The 23084-nt window shown below is 62.4% G+C and carries 18 protein-coding genes; 7 read left to right on the forward strand and 11 right to left on the reverse strand.

The features are described from left to right. Window positions 1-58: 58 nt before the first annotated feature. Window positions 59-2845: a DNA polymerase I gene (polA, locus tag AC6IZO_RS11305; RefSeq protein WP_497804900.1), complete on the forward strand. Its 2787-nt coding sequence runs from the start codon at window positions 59-61 to the stop codon at window positions 2843-2845. A 153-nt stretch (window positions 2846-2998) separates the two neighbouring features. Here polA and AC6IZO_RS11310 read toward each other — a convergent pair whose 3' ends face one another. Genes AC6IZO_RS11310 through cdaA form a run of 4 tightly spaced genes read right to left on the reverse strand, consistent with a single transcriptional unit; the run spans window position 2999 to window position 6591 of the window. Beyond that, on the reverse strand, window positions 2999-3595 hold the full coding sequence (locus AC6IZO_RS11310) for an O-methyltransferase (RefSeq protein ID WP_497804901.1): 597 nt from the start codon (window positions 3593-3595) through the stop codon (window positions 2999-3001). A 2-nt stretch (window positions 3596-3597) separates the two neighbouring features. After that, the gene (gene glmM / locus AC6IZO_RS11315; RefSeq protein WP_497804902.1) at window positions 3598-4968 is read right to left on the reverse strand and encodes a phosphoglucosamine mutase; all 1371 of its coding nucleotides are present in this window, start codon (window positions 4966-4968) and stop codon (window positions 3598-3600) included. Between the two features lie 39 nt (window positions 4969-5007). Beyond that, window positions 5008-5703 carry a CdaR family protein gene (locus AC6IZO_RS11320; RefSeq protein ID WP_497804903.1) on the reverse strand — a complete coding sequence of 232 codons (696 nt, stop codon included), beginning with the start codon at window positions 5701-5703 and terminating at the stop codon, window positions 5008-5010. A 3-nt stretch (window positions 5704-5706) separates the two neighbouring features. After that, window positions 5707-6591 (reverse strand): diadenylate cyclase CdaA, encoded by an 885-nt coding sequence (cdaA, locus tag AC6IZO_RS11325; protein ID WP_497804904.1) that lies wholly within the window; start codon window positions 6589-6591, stop codon window positions 5707-5709. 122 nt (window positions 6592-6713) lie between these two features. On the opposite strand from cdaA, the gene AC6IZO_RS11330 reads away from it, so the two are divergent. Beyond that, on the forward strand, window positions 6714-7640 hold the full coding sequence (locus tag AC6IZO_RS11330) for an alpha/beta fold hydrolase (RefSeq protein WP_497804905.1): 927 nt from the start codon (window positions 6714-6716) through the stop codon (window positions 7638-7640). A 112-nt stretch (window positions 7641-7752) separates the two neighbouring features. On the opposite strand, the gene xseA is transcribed toward AC6IZO_RS11330, so the two are convergent. Together xseA and AC6IZO_RS11340 are read right to left on the reverse strand one after the other, a co-directional pair. Further along, window positions 7753-9156: an exodeoxyribonuclease VII large subunit gene (gene xseA, locus AC6IZO_RS11335; RefSeq protein WP_497804906.1), complete on the reverse strand. Its 1404-nt coding sequence runs from the start codon at window positions 9154-9156 to the stop codon at window positions 7753-7755. Between the two features lie 239 nt (window positions 9157-9395). Continuing rightward, complete coding sequence (locus tag AC6IZO_RS11340) at window positions 9396-9620, reverse strand: DUF2905 domain-containing protein (protein ID WP_497804907.1); 225 nt, start codon at window positions 9618-9620, stop codon at window positions 9396-9398. 35 nt (window positions 9621-9655) lie between these two features. Between AC6IZO_RS11340 and AC6IZO_RS11345 the strand changes: the two genes are divergently transcribed. Both AC6IZO_RS11345 and AC6IZO_RS11350 read left to right on the forward strand, forming a co-directional pair. Further along, window positions 9656-10837 (forward strand): deoxyguanosinetriphosphate triphosphohydrolase, encoded by a 1182-nt coding sequence (locus AC6IZO_RS11345; protein ID WP_497804908.1) that lies wholly within the window; start codon window positions 9656-9658, stop codon window positions 10835-10837. Window positions 10838-11148: 311 nt separating this feature from the next. Continuing rightward, a complete protein-coding gene (locus AC6IZO_RS11350) occupies window positions 11149-12024 on the forward strand; it encodes an OmpA family protein (protein WP_497804909.1) in 876 nt (291 codons plus the stop codon). Window positions 12025-12309: 285 nt separating this feature from the next. Here the strand turns inward: AC6IZO_RS11350 and AC6IZO_RS11355 are convergent, their stop codons facing one another. Continuing rightward, window positions 12310-13464, reverse strand: coding sequence for a S1C family serine protease (locus AC6IZO_RS11355; RefSeq protein WP_497804910.1), 1155 nt, complete (start codon window positions 13462-13464; stop codon window positions 12310-12312). A gap of 216 nt (window positions 13465-13680) precedes the next feature. Here AC6IZO_RS11355 and AC6IZO_RS11360 point away from each other — a divergent pair, with 216 nt between their 5' ends. Continuing rightward, on the forward strand, window positions 13681-13956 hold the full coding sequence (locus AC6IZO_RS11360; protein ID WP_497804911.1) for a hypothetical protein: 276 nt from the start codon (window positions 13681-13683) through the stop codon (window positions 13954-13956). Then, window positions 13928-15220 carry a hypothetical protein gene (locus AC6IZO_RS11365; protein ID WP_497804912.1) on the forward strand — a complete coding sequence of 431 codons (1293 nt, stop codon included), beginning with the start codon at window positions 13928-13930 and terminating at the stop codon, window positions 15218-15220. The genes AC6IZO_RS11360 and AC6IZO_RS11365 overlap by 29 nt, the downstream gene beginning before the upstream one ends. Window positions 15221-15235: 15 nt before the next feature. Here AC6IZO_RS11365 and coaE read toward each other — a convergent pair whose 3' ends face one another. Continuing rightward, window positions 15236-15844 (reverse strand): dephospho-CoA kinase, encoded by a 609-nt coding sequence (coaE, locus tag AC6IZO_RS11370; RefSeq protein WP_497804913.1) that lies wholly within the window; start codon window positions 15842-15844, stop codon window positions 15236-15238. 62 nt (window positions 15845-15906) lie between these two features. Further along, a complete protein-coding gene (locus AC6IZO_RS11375; RefSeq protein WP_497804914.1) occupies window positions 15907-16821 on the reverse strand; it encodes a bifunctional 5,10-methylenetetrahydrofolate dehydrogenase/5,10-methenyltetrahydrofolate cyclohydrolase in 915 nt (304 codons plus the stop codon). 291 nt (window positions 16822-17112) lie between these two features. Between AC6IZO_RS11375 and AC6IZO_RS11380 the strand changes: the two genes are divergently transcribed. After that, window positions 17113-17343, forward strand: coding sequence for a hypothetical protein (locus tag AC6IZO_RS11380; RefSeq protein WP_497804915.1), 231 nt, complete (start codon window positions 17113-17115; stop codon window positions 17341-17343). Window positions 17344-17535: 192 nt separating this feature from the next. On the opposite strand, the gene AC6IZO_RS11385 is transcribed toward AC6IZO_RS11380, so the two are convergent. Together AC6IZO_RS11385 and shc are read right to left on the reverse strand one after the other, a co-directional pair. Next, a complete protein-coding gene (locus AC6IZO_RS11385; protein WP_497804916.1) occupies window positions 17536-20688 on the reverse strand; it encodes a TonB-dependent receptor in 3153 nt (1050 codons plus the stop codon). Window positions 20689-21021: 333 nt separating this feature from the next. Next, window positions 21022-22971 carry a squalene--hopene cyclase gene (shc, locus tag AC6IZO_RS11390; protein WP_497804917.1) on the reverse strand — a complete coding sequence of 650 codons (1950 nt, stop codon included), beginning with the start codon at window positions 22969-22971 and terminating at the stop codon, window positions 21022-21024. Between the last annotated feature and the right edge of the window lie 113 nt (window positions 22972-23084).

The raw sequence follows: 23084 nt of genomic DNA on the forward strand, positions 1-23084 counted from the left end.
ATCCGGCGGGAGCTTGAAACTCAAAACCCGAAGCTCGAAACTTTGTTAGCATTCCCCCGTGGCAACAAAAACGAAGTCGCAATCGAAGTCCGCTGCTGAAACCGCTGAATCCAACGCTCGTCCGCCCGTGCTGCCCACCGGCGAGAAGGGCCGCGTCTTTCTCATTGACGCCTATTCGTTTGTCTTCCGCGCCTATCACGCCATGGCGCGCCAGCGTCCCATGTCCACGCGCACGGGGCTGCCCACGGCGGCCACCTACGTGTTTGTGAACATGCTGAACAAGCTGCGGAAAGATTTTGATCCTGAGTACATTGCCGCCATCTTCGACGTGGGCCCCAGCTTCCGCGAAGAGCAGGCGGCGGCCATGCCGGCGCTGAAAAAGCGCGACCGCGAGACCGGCGAGATTGTTGAGGTGGAATACGCGGGCTACAAGGCCAATCGCGCGGAGATGCCCGAGGACCTCCGCCAGCAGGTGCCGTACATCCAGCGCGCGCTTGAGGTCTATCGCATTCCAGTCATCGGGCGCGAGGGCTACGAGGCGGATGACGTCATCGGCACCCTGAGCCATCGGGCCTCCGATGCCGGTTATGCCGTCTACGTCGTGAGCAGCGACAAGGACATGATGCAGCTGGTGAACGAGCACGTCTGCGTGCTGAACCCGCCGAAGGACAATCTGATCTGCGACCGCGCGAAGGTTGAAGAGCTGATGGGAGTGCCGCCCGAGCGCGTCATTGACCTGCTGGCGCTGCGCGGAGACGCGGTGGACAACGTGCCGGGCGCACCGGGAATCGGCGAAAAAGGTTCGACCGAGTTGATTCAGAAGTTCGGCTCGCTGGAGGCTTTGCTGGAGCGCGCCGCCGAGGTGGAGCGCAAGACCTATCGCGAGTCTCTGCAGAACAACCACGAGATGATTCTGCTCAGCCGCGACCTGGTCACCATTGACTGCAACGCCGACGTGCCGTTTGAGCCGGAGAAGATGAAGGCGCAGTCGCCCGACGTGAACGCCGCGCGTGAACTCTTTACCGAGCTTGAGTTCAGCACCCTGCTGCGCGAGTTTCTCTCCGAGGGCACCGAGATCGGTGATGCGCACTACACGGCGCTGACCGCAGAGGTGCTGGCGCAGCTTCGCAAGGCAAAGCTGGTGGCCGTAGCGTTGGATGCAGCGACGGGCTCCGGCGGGGCCGCAAACGAAGAACCGGAAGAAGCCGACGATGCGGCAGGCCAGCAGCTCATGCTCGGCGCCGAAGCGCCGAAGCCTGAGGCTCCGGCTTCGCGCGCGTTGGCCCTGAGCGCGAAAAGCGGTGAGGCTTACACCGCGGAACTGAACGGCACGTTGCATGCGGAATTAGTGACGTTGCTTGGCGCGCAGGATGCCGCCAAAGCCGCGCACGACGCAAAGAGCGCGATGCACGCGCTGGAAAGCTCCGCCATTGAATTGAACGGCGTGGCGCACGACACGCTGCTCTATGCCTTCCTGCTGGACCCAACGTACAGCTCGTATCAACTGAAAGATGTGGCGCTGCGCGAGCTGGGATTGAAGCTGGCAGGCACCCTGCCGGAGGCCGCCGACGTGACGCTGCGGCTCGCCGAAAAGCTCTCCACGGAGGTTGACGAGCGCGGCCTGCGCACGCTGTACGAGAGCATCGACCGTCCGTTGACGCCGGTGCTGGCGCGCATGGAGCGCGCGGGCATTCTGCTCGACCGCGCCGTGCTGGCGGAGATGTCTTCGCGGCTGGAGCGCGACGTTGCGGAAATTGCGCGGCGCATTCACAAATTGGCTGGCACGGAGTTCAATATCAACTCGCCCAAGCAGCTTGGCGACGTGCTCTTCAACCAGATGGGGCTGCCCAAGCCCACCAAGGGCGGCAAGGGCAAGACGATCTCCACCGCGCAGGACGTGCTGGAGGGTCTCTCCGAAAAGCACGAGATCGCGGCCAAGGTGCTGGAGTTCCGCCAGCTCACCAAGCTGAAATCGACATACATTGATACGCTGCCGGCGCTGGCCGACCGCGCGGGCCGCGTGCACACCACGTTCAACCCGGCGGGCGCCGCCACCGGGCGGCTCTCCTCGGTGAACCCGAACCTGCAAAACATCCCGGTGCGCACGGAACTGGGACGCGAGATTCGCGCGGCGTTTGTGGCCGCTCCGGGCAACGTACTGCTCTCCGCCGACTACTCGCAGATCGAGCTGCGTCTGCTGGCACACTACTCGGAAGATCCGCTGCTGGTGGAAGCCTACCGCCGCGGCGACGACATACACACGCTGACTGCCGCCGAGGTCTTCGGCGTGCCGCCCATGCTCATCGACGCCGAACACCGGCGCCGCGCCAAGGCCGTCAACTTCGGCATCGTCTACGGCCTCTCGGCCTTCGGGCTGGCGCAGCAGATCGGCATCGAGCGCAAGGAAGCGCAGCACTTCATCGACGCCTACTTTGAGAAGTACAAGGGTGTGCGCCGCTTCATCAACGTCACGCTGGAGCAGGCGCGTGTGGATGGCCGCGTGAAAACCCTGTTCGGACGCGAGCGTCCCATCCCCGACCTGCTGAGCAAGAACCCGAACCTGCGCGGCTTTGCCGAGCGCACGGCGGTGAACACGCCGCTGCAAGGAACTGCGGCAGACCTGATCAAGCTGGCGATGATCGCCATCGATCAGGAACTGACCGCGCGCGGGATGAAATCGCAGATGCTGCTTCAGGTGCACGACGAACTGGTCTTTGAGTGCCCTGAGGACGAAGTGGAAGAGTTGCGCGCGCTGGTGAAGGAAAAGATGGAGCACGCCTACGAACTGCGCGTGCCGCTGGTGGTAGAGATTGGCGTGGGCCGCAACTGGCGCGATATGGACTGACGTCGCGTTCCAGGTTAGCCGCGCCAAATGCAGGCGCACCGACCCCGTGGCACCCGGCAGAGTATCGAATGGATTCTTTCATCCCAGGTTAGCGCCGAAAAGCACGGCGCGAACCTGGGGCACCCAAGGCATCTGATCTAAACAGGCTGTCAGCTATCGGTCGTCAAGGCCGAACCACGCGATGTGCAGGCCCTTGCCAACGGGAACCAGCGTCCAGAGGGTGTGCGGCAGGGACTCGACAAACTTGCGGTAGCCCGCAATTTCTTCCGGATGAGAGAGCGCGTTGTCGGCCATCAGCAGCGTGCCGTATTGCAGCAGCGGGAGCAGCAGGTCGAGCTGCGTGGGCGCGCTCACGCGGTCGGCGTCAAAGAAAATGCAATCGAGCGGGCCGAGCATGTCGCGCGCAAGCTCCGTGGCATCGCCTTCCAGGAATTCAACAAAACGGTCGAGCCTGGCTTCGCGAAGGTTGGCGCGCGCCTGTTGAATCTTCTGTGGATCGCGCTCAATGGTTCTGAGGTTCGCGTCTTCCGTGTGCGAAAGCGCTTCGGCAATCCACAGCGTGCTGTAGCCGTTCGAGGTGCCGATTTCCAGCACACGGCGGCGCTGCGTGGTGCGCACAAGAAAAGCGACCAACTCTGCTGTTGGCCGCTCGAGGTTCAGGTATTTGTGCACGCGATCCTGCTCACGCGCGTCGTTGTCCGCGCCCTGCGACTCCAGCCGATGCAACAGCGGTTCGAGCGCGGGGTTCATCGTCAGGCTCCGATGGCGGCTTCCAGCGCCTTGGCAATCGCCTCAACGTGCTTGCGCATGAGCGCGGCGTCTTCGGCTTCCACCATCACGCGCGCCAGCTTCTCCGTACCGGAGTAGCGCACCACGATGCGTCCGTTGCCGTCCAGCTCGCGCTCGGCCTCGGCAATGGCAGCCTGCACGGTTGGCAGTTGATCCATGGGCAGCTTTTCCCGCACGCGCACGTTCTGGATGAGCTGCGGGAAGACCTTGAGGTCGCTGAGAAGCTCATGCAACGACTGGCGGCTGCGCGCCAGAATGTCGAGCACGCGCAACGCGGTCAGCAGGCCATCGCCGGTGGTGGAGTCGCCGTCCATGAAGATGACGTGGCCGCTCTGCTCGCCGCCGAGCTTGGCATTGTGCGCCAGCATCTGCTCCAGCACATACTTGTCTCCGACGTTGGCGCGCAGCATGCGGATGCCGGAGCGCTCCAGCGCCTTCTCCAGCCCCATATTGCTCATGGTGGTGGCCACCACGGTGTTGCCCGTCAGCAGACCGCGCTGCTGCATATCGCGCGCGGCCAGCAGCAGCACCGCATCGCCATTCACAACGTTGCCGTAGGCATCGCAGAAGAGCGCACGGTCGGCGTCGCCGTCAAAGCAGATGCCGAGGTCGTATTTGCCAGCCTCGAGCTGCACCTTGGCGGCAACGTGCTCGGGATGCAGTGCGCCGCATTTGAGATTGATGTTGCGGCCGTCGGGCGCCACATTCAGGAACTCGGCCTTCATGCCAAGGTCCTGGAAGAGCGCGGGAGCCACGGAGCTGGCCGCACCGTTGGCGCAGTCGATGACGACACGCAGCGGGCGCACGGCTTCAGCCTTGATGTTGCCAATGAGCCAGCGCACGTAGTCGCTGCGCAACTCAGCCTGCCCGGGCAGGATCTGCGAGGTCAGCGAGGCCTGGTCAATGGCGTCACCGGCAAGCTCTTCGAGGTGGCTGAAGATTTCCTGCTCAATGTCGTGCTCGATCTCGTCGGCCAGCTTCATGCCATTGCTGCCGAAGAGCTTGATGCCGTTATCAACCCACGGATTGTGCGACGCCGAGATGACGACACCGGCCTCGAAGCCGTGCGTGCGCGTCAGGTAGGCGATGCCGGGCGTGGTCACCACGCCGGCGCTGGCAAACCCTGCGCCGGAAGCGGCGAGGCCGCGGGCCAGCAGTTCGCCAATCCACACGCTTGATTCGCGCGTGTCCTGGCCGATGACGACGCGGGCGGCGGGATTGCGGCGGCACAGGCGCGAGCCCAAGGCACGCCCGATGGCATAGACCGTCTTGCGGTCAAGAGGATACTCACCCGCAACGCTGCGGATTCCGTCAGTACCAAAAAGTTGTCTCATTGCTGAAAAAGGCGCGGCGCGAAAGTTTCGCGCGTGGCGCTATCGGGCCCCGTTCTTAGAAGACTTCTCTGTGATTACGGTAACACGAATCGGCCCGGGATTGATGGCGCGCACCAGCGGGTCGGGCACATGAACACTGGACGTAAAGGTGACCGAGCCGATGGCGCCGCTGGCGTCGACAGGGTCCGTCAACACGCTGTCGATGGCCTGCACGCGATGCGCCGGGCCCACGATCTGCACCTTTGATGGCATGGCCCTCACCTGTGCAATGCGGTAACCGGTGGCGAAGCTGCCCAGCACGCGCGGATGCACGTCCACCAGCTTGTAGGCGCGCAGGTCAAACGCGATGTGAACCTGCGCGGGGATCACCTGCACCACCTCGATTTCCTTGGGCAGTTGAATGTTGGTCGGGCTGAGCGAGTAAGTGTGCTCGCCCACGCCAGCTCCCTGCAGGTCAATCACCGGGTGAATGTTCGCGTAGGTCAACTGGCGCAGCACGCGCTCCGGGCCGCGCACGCGGATCTCGGCCACCGGCGCGGTCTCGCGCTTCCCTTCGCTACCGCTTGCGCTGTACTCCAACTGATCCGGCGGATGGCGGAACTCAATTGGCACGTTGAAGGCAACTTCCGCCACCGGATCACGTGCCAATCCGTACCAGATCAAAAATGAAATAATCAGCGACAGCAGCTTGAGCGAAAAATTCTGAAAGAGGAGACGGTTCAGCCGCGACAGCATCGCTTACTCCTCCTTGCCATTGCCGGTGGGAGACGAACCGGGACGAAGCTCATACGGCTGCTCGTCAACGCTGATGGCCGTGCTGGCGATGGACTGCGGCACGGCAGGCTGGGAGATGTAACGGCTGATCAACTCAAAGAGCCGCTCGCGCAGGCGCTCCGGCGTAATGTCGCGCTCCACGGAGCCGCCCACCGCGAGGCTGATGGCGCCGGTCTCTTCGGAGACGATGACCGAAACCGCGTCGGACTCCTCCGTGATGCCGATGCCGGCGCGATGCCGTGTGCCCAACTGCGTGGAGAGCAGCGGGTTCATGCTCAGCGGCAGGAAGCAGGCGGCGGCGGCAATGCGGTCGCCCTGCACAATCACAGCGCCATCATGCAGCGGCGCGCTGGGGCGGAAGATGGTGGCCAGCAGATCGTAGGAGAGGTGCGAATCCATCAGCACGCCGGTCTCGATGTAGGAGCGCAGACCGATTTCGCGCTCAATGACGATGAGGGCGCCGGTCTGGTTCTGCGAGAACAGGTTGGCCGCCAGCACGATGTCGTCGTATGCGTTGTTGCCCGTGTTGTGGCCGCCGCGCGAGAGCGTCAACTGGCTGCCCAGCCGCGCCAGCGCCTGGCGAATCTCGGTCTGGAAGATGACGATGAGGGCAAAGATGCTGTAGGGCAGCATGGTGCCCACCAGCCAGTCCAGCGTGCGCAGGCCGCCCACGTGGGCCACGTAAAACAACGCTGCCAGGAAGCCGACGCCTGCCATCATGGGCATGGCGCGGGTGCCGCGCACCAGCAGCAGAAACTCGTAGATCAGCACCGCAACCAGTACGATATCCAGCACGGCCCAGCGGTCGAGCTGGGGTGCTTGCGCCAGGATTTGATTCAGCGTATTCATGCTGGTTGCTCCAATGTCCGGGGCATCCATTGTAATTCGCCGCAGTGCCGGGTGGCCAGACGTGCGAATGAAATTCTGCGGCGATGAAACACGCCAGATCATCGAACACTACGATGGATCCCATGTCGACGACGGCGCAGATGCCTGCGCTACCGCCCTCTGTACAGCCCTTCTACCCGTTTCCACTGCGCACCCTGGCAGTTGAGGGCGAACAACTCGCCTTTGCCGACACCGGCAACGCAACGGCCGCGCCCATGCTCTTTCTGCATGGCGCGCCAGTGTGGTCGTACCTCTTCCGCGACGCCATCGCGGCCTGTGCGCCGCACTTTCGTGTCATTGCGTCCGATCTCGTCGGCTTTGGACTCTCCAGCAAGCCCGCGAGCGCGGGCTACCACACGCTTGCGCACCACACCCGGAACCTGCTGGCGCTGATTGACGAACTGCAACTGGAGAACTTGACGCTGGTGCTGCATGGCACAAGCGCAGCCATCGGATTGAATGCGGCACTGCAAGTACCGGAGAAAATCTCTCGCGTGGTGGTGATGAACGCGGCACCGATTGCGCCAACCCTTGTGCCGGGCAAACTGCCAGTCTCGCTAAGGCTGCTCGGCTCAAGCGCTGGTGCGGCTTTTGCTGGGCCGCTGGTGAACTCTTGGCTCAGCACGTTGAGCGCACGGCCGCTCAGCACGCAGGTTCTTGATGCTTATCGCTTCCCTCTGGCGCAGCCGAACGGCAAGGTCGGCCCGCTGGCGTTTGCGCGCAAGCTGGTCGCTTCGCCAGACGCTGAGATGCAGGAGCTCGCCGCCCGGCTGAAAGAGCTGACTGTGCGGGTGGAACTGCTGTGGGGCAAGGGTGATCCGCTCTTCGGGCGCGCGCTGGCGGCCTACACGCTGCGCGACACGCTCGGCAACGCCGCCGGGCCACACTTTGTCGACAATGCCGGGCACTTGGTGCCGGAAGATGCGCCGCAGGCCCTGAGTGAGCTGCTGCTGGAGCCTCTGCGCCCCAAGCCCGCCAAGCCGCAGCCGCTATTTACCATCCTGAAGTAACGAACGCGTGAGCAGGCACCGCGGGGCCACTCTCGTGCGCGCCCGAATGAGGCAACGCCTGCGTGGTCTGCGTGTGCTCGAAACTTGAAGCTGGGAATTCGAAACTCCACCGCTACTTCTTCCGCTTGCGCTCCGGCGTGGTCTCCGTGACGCTGGCGGTGAGGCTGCCGTGCGCGACGCGGGCGGTGATCGCCTGGCCGGGCGCAACCTGCGCGGCGTCCTTCAGCAGCCGGCCTTCGTGGTCAAAGACCAGAGCGTAGCCGCGCTCAAGAATTGCCTCGGGCGAGAGCGCACGCAATCTTCCGGATAATTCTTCCAGCCGCGCGCGGCGCAGCCGCAACAAGTACCGCATGGCCGAGGCGCAGCTTGCCACATGCGCAGCCAGTTCGCGCTCGCGTGCCTTCAGTCGGGTCCGCACGTCATGGTGGCGCACGCGGGCTGAGGCCGTATCAAGCCGGCTATGGAAGCCGCGCAGCACCACACGCGCTGCCGACGCCAGCCGAAAGACCAACTCATCCACACGCTGCTGACGCCGCGCCAGTTGCTCGCTCATGCGCGCAAAGGCCGTATTTTGCGCCAGCCGCATCAGGCTCTGCCGGTGCTGCAGAAGCTGGTAACGCACGCCGCGCGCGAGCCTCACGTGCAGATTTTCCACCTGATCGAGCAGCTCCTCGCGCGAGGCCGCGACCAGCTCGGCGGCCGCCGAAGGCGTCGGCGCGCGCAGGTCGGAGACAAAGTCGCAGATGGTGAAATCCGTTTCGTGCCCCACGGCGGAGATGACAGGAATCTCGCTGGCGGCGATGGTGCGCGCCAGCGTTTCGTCGTTGAAGGCCGCAAGGTCTTCGATGGAGCCGCCGCCGCGCGCGGCAATGATAACGTCCACGCGCCGCTTGCCTTCTTCGGCGTTGAACCAGCGCACGCCAGCCGCAACTTCTTCGGCGGCACCCGCGCCCTGCACCTGCGCCGGATAGAGCAGCACGTTGATGGAGTGATGGCGACGCCGCAGGACGTTGAGGATGTCCTGAATGACGGCCCCGGTGGGCGAGGTGACAACGCCGATGGTGCGCGGCAACGTGGGCAGCGGCCGCTTCCGCTCCTGCGCGAACAGCCCCTCGGCGGCCAGCCGAGCCTTCAACTGCTCAAAGGCAACCTGCAGGGCCCCGGCGCCCATCGGCTCCATGTGCTCGCATAGCAACTGCATTTCGCCGCGCTCTTCGTAGAGCGTGATGCGTCCGCGGGCGAGCACGGCCATGCCGTTCTCCGGGCGGAAACGCAGCAGCCGCGCCTGCGAGCGGAACATGACCACGCGCAATTGCGCGCTTTCGTCTTTCAGCGAGAGATACAGGTGACCGCTGCCAGCAGGGCGGAAGTTGCTGATCTCGCCCTCAACCCAGATGCTGGAGAAACCGCGCTCCAGCTCTCCGCGCACCAGTGAAACAAGCTCGCCCACGCCGTAGATGCGGCGCTCCGGCGTGCCCGGCGTGAAGTCAAACGTGAATTGCGGAGTTTCTCCCACGCGCCAAGTCTAATGCAATTTCCGGCTGTGCGTGATGCGCGAGTTGCGGCCGAGCGCAAAGTTGCTTCGCTGTTTCGGGAGAATGTCTCGCAGGCCGTGGGTTCGTGGAAAGGCGCATGGCATCCCAGGTTAGCGCCCGTTGGGCGCGAACCTGGGGCACCCGGCCACGCAGATGTGGGCCTTCAAGACCGAACAGGTTTTATGTGTGCATTCTTCAGCCGCTAAGCGCGGGCTGGCGCTCAGTGGCGCCAATGATTGAACAGCCAGGAGAGCAGCGAGAGAACGAGGCTGAGGACAATGCAGGTAACGACCGGAAAATAGACCGTGGTATTGCGGCCGCGCCAGGTGATGTCGCCCGGCAAGCGCCCCAGCGGCAGCCCTGCTTTGCCGAGCAGCAGGACGGCCGCGCCCGCCACCAGCAGCACCGCGCCAAGCATGATTAGAATTCGGCCAAGATCGTTCATCGCACTTTGTCCACCCATGTTTTACTACAGGAGTTGTGCACTGCACGAACACGCAAACCATACTTCTCCGCTCCGGCGCGCCGGGCTTCTGCTATGCTGTGCGCATGCTCGCCGACTACGCGGTGAAGGTGGAGAACACACGCGGCCGTCGCTACTCTGAGCCGCCGCATCCGTATCGCAACGCCTACCAGCGCGACCGCGACCGCGTCATACACGCCCGCGCCTTCCGCCGCCTGGAGAACAAGACGCAGGTCTTTACCGAGCGTTTCTCCGACCACTTCCGCAACCGGCTGACCCACACCATTGAGGTGGCCCAGATTTCGCGCACCATCGGCGTGGCGCTTGGGCTGAACGAAGAGCTGGTGGAGGCTCTGGCGCTGGCGCACGACATTGGCCACCCGCCCTTCGGGCATTCCGGTGAGCACGCGCTGAACGCGATGATGCGCCCCTATGGCAAGCAGTTTGACCACAATCTGCACGCGCTCCGCATCGTCGAATACTTCGAGGAGCGTTACGCCGCTTTCCCCGGCCTGAACCTGACGTTTGAAGTGCGCGAGGGCATCATCAAGCACTCGCATGACTACGATGCCGCGCAGTATCCGCACCTGGCCGAGTATCTGCTCGATCAGCGTCCGCCGCTGGAAGCGCAACTGATCGACCACACCGACGAGATCGCCTACAACACCGCCGACCTCGACGACGGTTACGAGGCACGATTGCTGCCGCTCGACGAGATCCGCGCCAACGTGCGCATCTTCGACCGCGCCTTCCGCGAGGTGGAACAGCGCTGGGCCAACGTGCGCGACAAGCTCAAGTTCAATGAGGCGCTGAAGGCCATGATGAACCGGCTGGTCACCGACCTGATGGAGACTACGGCGCGGCGCATCCGCGAGGCTGGCGTGCACACGCTGGAAGACGTGCGCACGTATCCGGAGCGGCTTGCGGGGTTCAGCCCGGAGGTCGACGCCGAGCGCGCCGAGTGCAAGCAGTTCCTCTACCGCGCGCTGTACCACAGCGCCAGCCTGCGGCCGCAGAAGGCCGATGGCGAAAAGATTGTGGCTGCCGTCTTCGAGGCGCTCATCGCCGACCCGGCGCTGATGCCCGCCAACGACCAGCAGAAGATCGTGGAAAGCTCACGCGAACGCGTGGTGTGCGACTACATTGCCGGCATGACTGACAACTTCATTCTCGACCTGTACCACCGGCTGTCGCACTAAACCCAAAAGCAGTCCGCAGGACTTCTGCAAGGCCCGCCACGCGCGGGCCTTCCCTTTTCTGCCGAGCAACTTTTACCTACCTTCGCAATTCCTACCCGCCAGAGGCGACCTGAGTCGCTGTACTCATCCCTGTACTCGACTGTGGAATAAGCACTTAATCATCCAGTCAGTTTGGCACTCCAGTTGTAATAGCAAACGGTGTACAAGACCCGTCTTCGGGCGGGTGGCTCGGCTCAAAACGCCGGGCCTGAGATTTCTTTGGCAGGCTTGCCTGCCGGGCGAGGCCGCGAAAGGCCCCGCCGGAGGACACAATGATGAAGACCCGTACGCTTTTCGCGCTGCCCCTGGCCGCCGCACTTCTGCTCCCTGCCGCCGCGCAGCAGAACACCGATCCGTTTGCGAACGCGACGCCTGTCACCGCGGAGAGCGCGCAGCCTTCACAGACTGGCACGCAAGCCTCGCGCGAACCGTTGAAGCCGGTTCGTCAGGGTTTCTGGGGCAAGCTGAATCCGTTCGCCCGCAAGAAGTACGTGGAGAAGCAGGTGGGCCCCGTGCGCGACCGCGCCAATGAGCTGGGTGAACTGACCGACGCCAATGGCCGCGCCATCACCGACCTCGACAAGCGTTCTTCGGCCGCTTTGCGTGCCGCCAATGACCGCGCCGCACTGGCCGACCAGCGCGCCACGGATGCCGATGGCCGCGCCCTGGCCGCCGGTGACACCGCACAGCGTGCGGGCACGCGCCTGGCCGGAGTCAAACAGGTTGTGGGCAACCTCGATCAGTATGAGCAGACCAATCAGGTGGCGTTGCGCTTCCGCACCGGCACCTCGCAGTTGAGCAAGACCGCGCAGGAGTCTCTGGATGACATGGCCGAAAGCCTGAAGGACAAGCGCGGCTACGTCATCGAGGTGCAGGGCTTTGCGCCGGGCAAGGGCCAGGCCGCCATCGCGCAGTCCAAAGCGCAGGCAGACGCCGTGGTTCGCTACCTTGTGATCAAACACCAGGTTCCGGTCTATCGCATCTTTGAACTGGGAATGGGCAATGCGGTGGTACCGGGTGCCACCGCCAAGTCCGGCCACGCGCAGGGTGCGCGGGTGGAGGTCACGCTGCTGAAGAACAGCCTTGAGCAGCTGGACGCGCGCCCTGCCGCCGGCAGCCAGACCAGCTCGCTGGGCACGCCGCGGTAAGGCGCGGCCCAGACAGCAAGAACTCGCCAACGCATCGGGCGAGCGTCCCGGCCCGTAGTCGGGACCAGACAGAGGCCTCCCACCCCCAATGGGAGGCCTTCTGTTTTGCACTGCATTCCGCATAGAACTGCTTCTGTTTAGTCCGTTTCTTTCACTCCGGCGAGCCAAATGGGCAGGAACAATCCACTTCAACGCTGCCCTATTCTTATTCCCCGAGGACAAGAAAGCCCGCCGTAAAGGCGGGCTTTGTTTTGAGGGCCTAAAGCTACAGGCAAGCAACCGGTTCTATGTGGCGCGGTTGCCGCCGCGAGCTTCTTCCAGCGTAACGCGCACGTCGATCTTCTTCTTCCCACGCCAGACGGTGACGTTCACTGTGTCTCCGGCACGATGGTTATTCATCACGTGCGAGAGGTCCTGTGAATCGGCAATGGCCTGACCGTCAACGGCCACGATGAGGTCGCCGCCGACCATCAGCGGGTAATTGCCGAGGTAGACACGCTCATTGCCGCCACGCAGACCGGACTTGCTGGCCGCCGACCCGGGCAGCGTCTGCAAGATCAGCACGCCGTATTCGGCCGGCAGATTAAGCTGCTCGCTCAACTCAGGCCCGATAGGGATGGAACGTATGCCGAGCGCCGGACGCCGCACGCGGCCGTAGGTGACAAGGTCATTGAGCACGGCCTTGGCCGCGTTGACCGGGATGGCAAAGCCAACGCCCGAATAGCCGCCGCTCATGCTGGCAATCATGGTGTTGATGCCGACGACTTCGCCCTTGTTGTTCAGCAGCGGTCCGCCGGAGTTGCCGGGATTGATGGCAGCATCGGTCTGGATGGCTTCATCGATGTACTGGCCATCGGGCTCCTGCACCTGACGGATGGAGCTGACGATGCCGCGCGTCATGGTGCCGGCAAACATGCCGAACGGGTTGCCGATGGCGAAAACCTTCTGGCCCACCATCAGGTGGGAGCTGTCGCCCATCACCACGGGCTGGAGGTTCGGCGCCTTGATCTTGATGACCGCCAGGTCGTGCGACTGGTCGAGTCCGATGATCTCCGCCGGATAGTGCTTCTTGTTCGCCAGCGTCACCTCAAGCTTGGCCTGGTTGCCCTGCACCACGTGGTAGTTGGTCAGGATGTGGCCTTCCTTGTCGATGATGAAGCCGGAACCGGCGCCCTGCTGCGGCACCGGGCCGTAGAAGAAATCCATCGCCATGGTGGTGGAGGTGATGTTGACCACCGCCGGCGAGACGCGCTTGTAGACGTCGATATTGTTCTGCTCTTCCTGGTCGAGCGTCTGCGGGCCTGCGGCTTCCGTGATTTCCAGCTTGTCCTGGTTGATCCAGTGCGCCGGGCCGGAGCCGAAGCGGTGGCTGGTGTAGACCACAAACAAAACGGCCACAACCGCGCCCGCAGCAATGTAACGCAAGGCTTTCGATTTCATAGTTCTTTGTACGCCCCTCTGGGCAGGAAAGTTCTGAACTCCATGGGATTATAGACGCCGGGAAAGGGCGAAAGTCGCGCCCTGCACCGCAATTTGTACCGGCCTTGTCCTCCTTCCGTTAAAGAATTCATTTGGGGGCCACGCGCTTCGAGGGTACTGTTTTTGCCAACGCCAACCGCATGCAGATGGAACAGGTTATGGCGCATAGGAGCGTCAATGGAGAAGCTTGAGCAGCCCCCGTGGGACAGGGGACAAGCGCGCCGGATTGCCCGCGAACAGACCGGTATCGATGGTGCCAAGTTGAGCGACACGCTGGGCGGCCCGGTTCTCTGCTTCTTTTCGCCCGAGGCACGCGAAGGCTACAAGGAAAACTGCTGCGCCACCGCCGAACGCGAGTTTCAGGTTCACGTCGACCGCAACAAGGTCTGCTGCGGTGCAGACTCAACCGTGCAGAAGGTTGGAGATGCACTTTATGACGCCTCGCATGCGTAGCATTTGTGCATTGATACTGTTGCTGTGGATTGTCCCCGCAGCAAAAGCACAGACCCAATTCACTCAGGTGGAGTTTGCAGGCAATGCATTTGTGCTCTCCTGCAATGGCAGCATTGCAGAACAAGACGCCAAGCAGATGAACGAACCTTCTTACTGGCAGATACGTTCGAAGGACACCGTCTCCGACGCCATCCAGGTGGAGCGCGTCACGCTCGACACGGCAGATTGCATTGTGCGTCTTTACCCTGCCTCGCCCGCGCAGGTGGCAGCATACACGGCGGAACAGTTCAAGAAGCTTGCGATCGTCTACCACCCGGAGATTACCTTGAAGGTGAAGCCACCGGCAAATGCGCCTTCGGGCGAGCCTCCGTTGCACGCGCCGGAGAATGCGAACTCCGGCGTCGCGGGCCTGCGGCTCACCGCAGACAGCAGCAATGCGGACATTGTGCTCACCGGCAGTATCCAGGCAGGTGTCGGTGCCAAACCGCAATACTTCTGGAGCACAACGGCGGCATATCCATTTTCATTTCGCAGCTACGGCAGCCTGGCCCCAACGTTCACCGCGAAGGCCAGCAAGGAACGCAATGCCGATCCGGATGCCATGAAGCTCAGCCTCGACTACCTGAAGATTGTTCCCTGTAATCAGCTCTGGCGTCCGCTATGTCCCCTGCGTGACAGCCTGCGCTTCGCCGTCGAACCCATTGGTTATGAGTTCGAACGGGCCAGCAAGAGCGAATACCTGATCTCCAGTGGCTCCATAGTGCAGCACGCCTACCAGCAGAAGAACACCAACTGGATTTCGACCGGAAGCTTCACGTATGCCAGCGGGTGGCGGAAGCTGAACTTCAACTTGGAGCCCATTGGATATGAACTGGGCGAGGCCCTATCGCGTTCCGTGAGGAAAACCGTTGCGTTGAACTCGGATCAGTCGATCCGCCGGCTCTTATTCGGCGCTGACGCCTATTACGCGCTGTTCGAGAAGAAAGATGCGAATGGAGCACGACGCAAGCTTATCGGGCTCGATAGTCACTATGTTTTGCGCCTGCCATTTATCGCCGAACCCTACCAACAGTATGCCGTCAACGGCGGCAACCAATTCCTGACCACCAAGCCGCGGCACTGGGTCGGCAACAACATCAGTTATGCAATCAGCAGTGGGTTCTCACTGAGCCTGCAACACAGGTATGGCTCGCTGCCACCGACCTACAACTTTGTGGGGCACCAGTTGACCTTGGGGTTGACGGTAGCGCTTAAAAAGCAATAGGAGACCCGGGCTCGCTCAGCGCTGGGCCAGCAGTTGCTGCCACACGTGCTCGACCTGGGCCTCGGTATCTCCGAGCGAGCCAGAAGTGTCGATGACATAGTCGGCGAGCTTGACCTTATCGCCCTCGGGCATCTGTGCGGCCATGCGCCGGCTCACCTCGATAGTGGCATCGGCCAGCGAAAGCCCGGCGCGGGCGGCATAGCGCTGCACCTTCATCTCCAAAGGGCAGGTCACAACAATCGTGCAGTCCATGCGCCGGTTGGCACCGGCTTCAAACATCAGCGCCGCTTCTTCAATGATGATGGCGCGCGGGTCGCGGGCCAGAATCTTCTCTGCCCAATGATCCTCGGCGGCGAGCACCGCCGGGTGAACCATGGCATTCAACTCGCGGATACGATCGGGGAAGACGACCTGCGCCAGGCGAGGACGGTTGATGGTGCGGTCCGGGTTGAGGATTCCACGGCCAAAGGCGGCAACCACGCGGTCATAGACCTCGTGGCCGGGCGCCATCAGCTCGTGCGCTACCTCGTCGGCACGCACCACATGCGCGCCTCTCTCCGCGAACATTGCCAGCACCGTGCTCTTGCCGCTGGCAATGCCGCCGGTCAACCCAACTTTCAGCATGACGGAAGTGTACTCCCACTTCCATGAAAATGGGCTAGTTACGAGAGTGTCCGACCGGACGATTAGCCCCGCCGCATTTTGGCGGCTTTCACGGTATTTGCCATCAGCATGGCCACCGTAAGCAGGCCCACGCCGCCGGGAACGGGCGTCATGGCACCGGCCACTTCGGCCGCCTTGGGGTGAACGTCACCGGCCAGCGTGGAGCCCTTTTCCGCAAACTGCTTCTCGCGCGCCGTGTCACCGGCAAACAGCTTCTCAAACAGCGCGCGGTCGCTGACGCGGTTGATGCCGACGTCGATGACCGTTGCGCCGGGCTGCACCATCTCCGGCGTGATGAAGCCTGGGCGGCCGATGGCGGCAATGAGGATCTCCGCGCGTCGGCAGACCTCAGCCAGATTGCGCGTCTTCGAGTGGCAGATGGTGACGGTGGCGTTGGCGTTGGTCAGCAGCATGGCCACCGGCTTGCCCACAATGTCACTGCGACCGACCACGACCGCTTCGCGGCCTTCCACCTCGATACCGCTGCGGCGCAGGATCTCCATGCAGCCAGCGGGCGTGCAGGAGACAAGGCCGGGACGCATGGTGGAAAGATACCCAACATTCATCGGGTGGAAGCCATCAACGTCCTTCGCCGGATCGACGGCCATGAGCACGCGCTTGGCGTCGATGTGCTTGGGCAGCGGCAACTGCACCAGCACGCCGTCAATATCCTCGCGATGATTCAGGTCGTCGACAATCTTCAGCAGTTCCTCGGTCGTGATGCTCTCCGGCGGAGTGATCTTCTCGCTGTAGAGACCGACCTCTTCGCAGGCGCGCACCTTATTGCGCACGTAGGTCTCCGACGCCGGATCGTGGCCCACAAGCACGGCCGCCAGGCCGGGGAGAAGTCCGTGGTCGCTCAACACGCGGACTTCCGCCGCCAGCTCGGCACGAATTTCCGCCGCGATCTTCTTTCCATCGAGAATCCTTGCCGCCATATGCACGACCTCTCTGAGCAGAATCTTAGTTGGGAACTACCAGTTTACCCTCATTCACCAGCGGCACCGAGACTTTCGGCTCAACTTCGCTCAGTCGCTTACCGATAGAGACGGTATGCAGTTAGGGAGTGGCTTTCCGGCGGCTGACTGCGCATTGAAGCATAGGAATGAATGCGCCGTAAGTGAGCCGGAAAACACGGGGAAAACAGGTCATCGAAAATAATTGCCTGTTACAGCGCAACTCTCTCCGCACTCTAACGCTTTAACCAGGTATGAGTCCGGAGGTGAGTGATGATGGACGAAAAGTTTTCAATTCCGGAGTTGGCAGCCCTGCGCATAGAACTGGTGCAGAGTGGCCTGGATTCGCGAGACACGGCTGACCTGCTCCGCATGTTCCTGGCCGGGCGCGGATACGCGGTCTCCAGCGAGGCCGCCATGGACGCTGCCTGCCGCGTGGGCAACGCCGGTTGCTCGATTGAAGTGATCGGACGTGAACTCGATCGCATCGCGATGGTGCAATAGAGCATGGCGCAGTAGAGCGCGCCGCTCGCGCTCTCAAGAATCGGCTTCGCCACGTGAATGACGAAGCACCAAGCACGAGGCCCGCGAATGCCGCGGGCCTTTTCCTTTACCTCACAGCTTTCCGCAAAACGACGTGCAAAGGAAAAGGGCCGGACAATTGTCCGGCCCTCCGCTGCTTCGCGCACCACCAAGTTAGAACTTGATGCGCGCGCCCAGTTGCAGGATGCGCTGGCCGCTGGTGCCCGAAGGCAGACCAAAGTAGCCAGTCGCGGCGTTCGCCCGGTTCTGCAGCAGGTATCCGTTGAACGTGCTGCCGCTGCCGGTGTTGATCGCCTTCCATGCGTATTCGGCGGTCTTCACGCTGGTGACGTTGAAGTGGTTGAACAGGTTGAAGGCTTCGGCAAAGATGCTCAGTTTGACCGATTCCTTATAGAGGTTGATGTCGCGCGAGACGCGCGGATCAAGCGACCAGGTGGCCGGCATGTGGTAGCTGTTGCGCACCGAGCCCGGCACGCGCAGGTTCGACGTGTTGCCGGTGTTCAGCAGGTTGTTGCCGGTCAGCATGGCCGAGTAGGCATAGCCGCTCTGCGCCGTCAGCAGGCCGCTGGTGGACCAGCCGTTGACCACCGCGCCGAGGATGCCCTTGACGTGGTAGTTGGCGTCATACGAGTAGCCCAAGGTCAGGCGGTGACGCAGGTCGGCACCCGAGAAGCCCCAGTCCGAGCGCGGAGTGGTCGGGTACATGGCCTGCTTGCTGTCGTCGGAGCCGTTGACCACGGCAGTCGCGTCCGGGTTGTCATCGTGCGCGATGCTGTAGGTGTAAGCCAGCTGCGCCATGAAGCGGTGCGACATGCGCTTCTTCAATTCGATCACCAGACCGTTGTATTCGGACTTGGCGTTGGACTGGAAGAGCGCAATGCGCTGGAACGCAGTGTTGGGGCGCGTGCCAAGATACTTCACGTAGCCGTACGCCTGATCCACCGTGCCCGCGGTGGTGCTGTTGCCCGCCGAAGCGTAGGTGGTCAGCGTGTAGTTGGTCGGGTCCCAGGCCAGGTTCTGGTCGGCCGTGCGCTGCAGGAACTTGCCCTGCACCGAGAGGTAGCCAACGCTGACCGAGAGATCCTTCGCCAGTGCGTATTCCACGTTGAAGTTCGCCTGCTGCACGCGCGGATTGCGGTAGCCCTGATCCATCACGTACAGGGTCGGGGTGACCGTGGTTCCGGTTGGCGCCGCGGCCAGCGTGCCGAACGTGGTGCCGTCATACGGCGTGGAGATCAGCCCGGTGATCTGGTTGGCCGTGTACTTCACGGTGCCGATGTTGACGCCGTTGTTGCTGTGCGAGGTGCCGAGGAACATCGAGTTGGTGAGGCCGTAGAACCAGCCGAGGCCGCCACGCACCACCAGCTTGTTGTTGCTGAGCGGCGTGTAGGCAAAGCCGAGGCGCGGGCCCCACTGGTGTCCGCCGATGGGCTGCGAGCCGGTGTTGTAGCCGTCAAGCAGCGCGGTGGCATTGGTAACGCCGGACTGCTTCACCTGCTGCTGGTCCCAGCGCACGCCCACGTTGACGGTCAGGTTCTTGGCCAGGCGCAGATCGTCCTGCGCGAAAAAGGCCGGCTCAAAGACGTCCGGATGCGTGGTCGGGCCGGTGGTCGGCGTGCCGCCCAGGTTGGTGAATGCCTGCTGGTAGTACCAGCTGGCGCTGGCGGCCGCGGTGCAACCAGTCGGCGTGTAGCTGGCGGTTTCGCCGCTGAGCACGCAGCCGAGGTCGGCGAGGCTGTTGAAGGTGTAGCTGCCGAACATGTAGCCCGGGAAGTAGTTGTAGACCTTGATCCAGACGAGGTCGGCGCCGGTCTTGAAGGTGTTGCGGCCGAGCGCGTAGGTGATGTTATCTGCCCACTCGTACTGGTGGACCGTGGTTTCACGCGGGCTGTAGTTGTTGCGGCCCACGTTCATCGCGTAGGAACCGTCGGTGACGGCGATTTCCGGGCCGTTCGCGTTGGCCTTGCCGTACTCGCGATCCTTCAGGTAGTTGAAGCGGAACTGGTTAATGGTGCGGCTGCTCAGCGTCGAAGTCAGCGAGCCGGTCATCGTGTCGGTGTAGACGAACGAGTTGCCGGTGTGCGACAGAGCGCTTGAGGCGCTGCCGTTTTCCTGGTTGCCCGCCGTGAAGCTCTGGTGGTTCCAGCGCACGCTCACCTGGTTGGCCTTGTTGAGGTAGGCGTCGCCCTTCAGCAGGTAGGTGTCCTGATTGTTGACCAGGCCGTAATTGCCGGTCAGCGGATTCAGGTAGTTGATTGCCGTCTGCTGCAACGCGGCCGTGGTGGCGTTCGAGGAGAGCGCCACTGAGCTGGTCGAGTTGGTGATGATGGGCGAGGTGTTGCGCTGGCTGTCGGCGGCGAAGAAGAAGAACGCGCGGTCCTTCCAGATGGGACCGCCGAGGGTGCCGCCAAACTGGTTGTAGTGGTACTTGGGCTTGTGCGCCGTAATGCCCGTGGTCGGATGCGACAGGTACCAGGTCTGCTTCTGAATCGGATCGTAGGCGTTCATCGATTCATCGCGATAGTACTCGAACGCTCCGCCGTGGAATTTGTTGGTGCCGCTCTTGGTGACCACGTTGATGACGCCGCCGCCGGCGCGGCCGATTTCCGCCGAGTAGCCGTTGGTGGCAACCTGGAACTCCTGCACGGAATCCTGGCTGAACTGATAGGGCTTGCTGGCCTGGCCGGTACGGCCGGCCGTCTGTCCGTAGAAGGCCTGGTTGTCATCGGCGCCGTCAACGGTCAGCGAGTTCAAGGTGCCGCGCTGTCCGGCAAAGCTGAGATCGCCGCCGCGGGCCGGGTCCTTGATCACCGCCGGGGTCAGCAGGGCGATGCCGAGGAAGTTGCGTCCGTTGACCGGGATGCTGTTGACGGTGGCTTCGTTCAGGTAGGTTGCGGTGGCCGTGCGCTGGGTTTCAATCAGCGGCGTCTCGTCGGTGACGGTCACCTGCTCCTTGGAGCCGGCAACGCGGAACACCAAGGGAAGATCCACCTTGGAACCAACCACGACGTTCACGCTGGGCAGAACGGTGGCGGCAAAGCCGGTCTTTTCAACCTTCACTTCATAGTTGCCGACGTGCACAATCGGAAAGACGAAGAGGCCAGCGGTATCGCTGGTGGTGGTCAAAACCGCATTGGTGTCGAGATTGCGGACGGTGACGGTGGCGCCAGGAACAACCGCGCCCGTACTGTCCGTGACGGTGCCCTGAATGGTGCCTCCACCCAGGACCTGCGCCCAGCTGGCCGAGACCAGCGCGCAGCACAAGCACAGCAAAAGCAGAATGCCTGCCGCGAGTGACTTTCGCATGAAATTGAGTCTCCGTTGAACTTTGGGGTTTCCGGTGAAAATACAGCAGTACGCCCGCACAAGCGGGCAACGCTTCAGTCTCTGCAACGCAAGTGAAGCTGCGATGAACGCAGAGACACAGAACTGTTAATTCCTAGGATAAAGAGATGAAAAAACAGAGTCGACGCCACAAAGGTGACGACGACTCTGTTTTTTGTGCGAAAAGTGGCCGAAATTCTCAATTTTTCGGCGCAAATCTGGAGCCGGTATTTTTTGTGCGCTGGGTGCAGTGGTTCGCACGCGTAGCGTCGATTCCGCAGATTCGCTCCCCGTCTGCGGAAACGCTGTCGTGGGTTATGCCTTCATCGCCGCCAGCGCCAGCACCGGGAAATAGTTGCGGTACATGTGGTAGACGAGGAAGAACACGTTGGGGAACCCGGTGCCAGTGGCCAGGTCCTCATGCCAGGTTCCATCCTCGCGCTGCGTCTTCAGCAGATACTCCACGCCGCGCTTGGCCGCCTGCGAAGTCTTGTCTCCGGCGGCAGCCAACCCCAGCAGCGCCCACGCTGTCTGCGAGGCTGTGCTCGGCGCTGCCACGTAGTGCAGCTTCTTGTAGCTGACGCAGTGCTCGCCCCAGCCGCCATCGGTGTTCTGCACCGAACGAATCCACTGAGCGGCCTTCTGCACCGCTGGGTAGGCCATGGAAGCGCGCGAGGCCTTGAGACCGCGCATGGCGAGAAACGTTCCGTAGATGTAGTTGACGCCCCAGCGTCCGTACCAACTGCCGTTCTTCTCCTGCACGTCGAGCAGGTAGTGCACGCCCTTGTGAATGGCCTCATGACTGGGCGGCACGCCGTTGCGCGCCAGTGATTCGAGCACGCGCCCGGTGATGTCCGGGCAGCTCGGATCGAGCATCGCGTTGTGGTCGCTCCAAGGAATTTTGTTCAGGATCTGCCAGTTGTTATCCACGTCGAACGCAGCCCAGCCGCCGTCCTTGGACTGCATGCCGAGCAGCCAATTGAGAGCGCGCGTCTTCACACGTTCCTGACGCTCAGGATCGCTGGCCTTGGCGTGCGAGAGCGCCAGCAGCACCATCGCCGTATCGTCGATGTCCGGGTAATACTCGTTGGCAAATTCAAAGGCCCAGCCTGAAGGCTCCAGGTAGGGACGTTTCACGCTCCAGTCGCCCTTGCGGCGGCACTCCTTGCTCAGCAACCAGTCGGCGCAGCGCGTCAGCTCCTCGGGCGTTCCCTGCCCGGCTTCTCCCAGTGAGAACGCGGTAATCGCCGTGTCCCACACGGGTGAGACGCAGGGCTGGAACTGGAAGCGGTCCTCGGTTTCAATCAGCAGGTTGTCGAACTGGAGCTTGGCCTCGATGAGATCGGGATGGTCCTCGGTGTAGCCGAGGCTGTCGAGCGCCATGATGAAGTACATCATCGCCGGATAGATTGCACCGAGCCCTTCGGTATAGCGCGTGCGGTCCAGCATCCAGTGTTCGCACTCGCGCAGGGCCTTGGCGCGCATGTTGCGCGAGCCACGACGCTCCCACAGCTTCACCAACTGGTCGATGTAGCGGAAGACGATGGTGAGACTCTCCCGACGCGGCCCTTGAAATTTGCGCGACGGGTTGAAGATCTCATCGATGGTGACGCCGTCCGGCACAGGGCGCACACCACCGGCGGCCTGCACCACGGAGAGCGGAATCACGATCGAGCGCGTCCACGAGGACATTTCGTAGATGATGTCGCCGGGCAGCATGATGAGTTCGGGCGGCACGGTTGGAACGGCTTCGCGCGGGAAGAGTCCGAACAGGCTGAGGTTGATGCGCACATAGCTGTTGCAGGCCTGCACGCCGCCCAGCCGCAGAATGCACTCGCGGGCCTTCATCATCGCCGGATGCGATGCCTCGTAGCCTGCGATCTTCAGCGCCGAATACGCTTTGACCGACGCGCTGATCTCGCTGGGGCCACCGGGATAGATATTCCAGCCGCCATCGGGTAACTGCTTGCTGAGTACGGTCTCGCAGGCGCGGTCCACACGGCGGCGCGTCGGTGGATTCCACGCCGCGCCCTCCGGACGGTAGAGCCAGAGCTGCAACAGGATGTAGTCGGATTCGAGCGTGGAATCCGCGGTCAGGTCGCCGCACCAGTAGCCTTCCGGAGTCTGCAATGCCCGCAGCGCCGCCCCGGCCTTGCCGACCGTCAACGCAATTTGCTCTTCCAGCTTGTGCGCTTCTGCGCTGATCGTCGCAGGAGCCGTGTCGACCATTCCAAGGGCTGGTTGTGTCCATTCAAACTTTGCCATGTGCAGAGTCTACACATGTTTAATTACATGATGCAATACAATGCAAATTACAAATTTTATATAATTGAAAACAATATAATTAATGAATTAATTACAAATTAAGTCGATTTATC

It is taken from the genome of Oryzophilus luti (assembly GCF_059726245.1).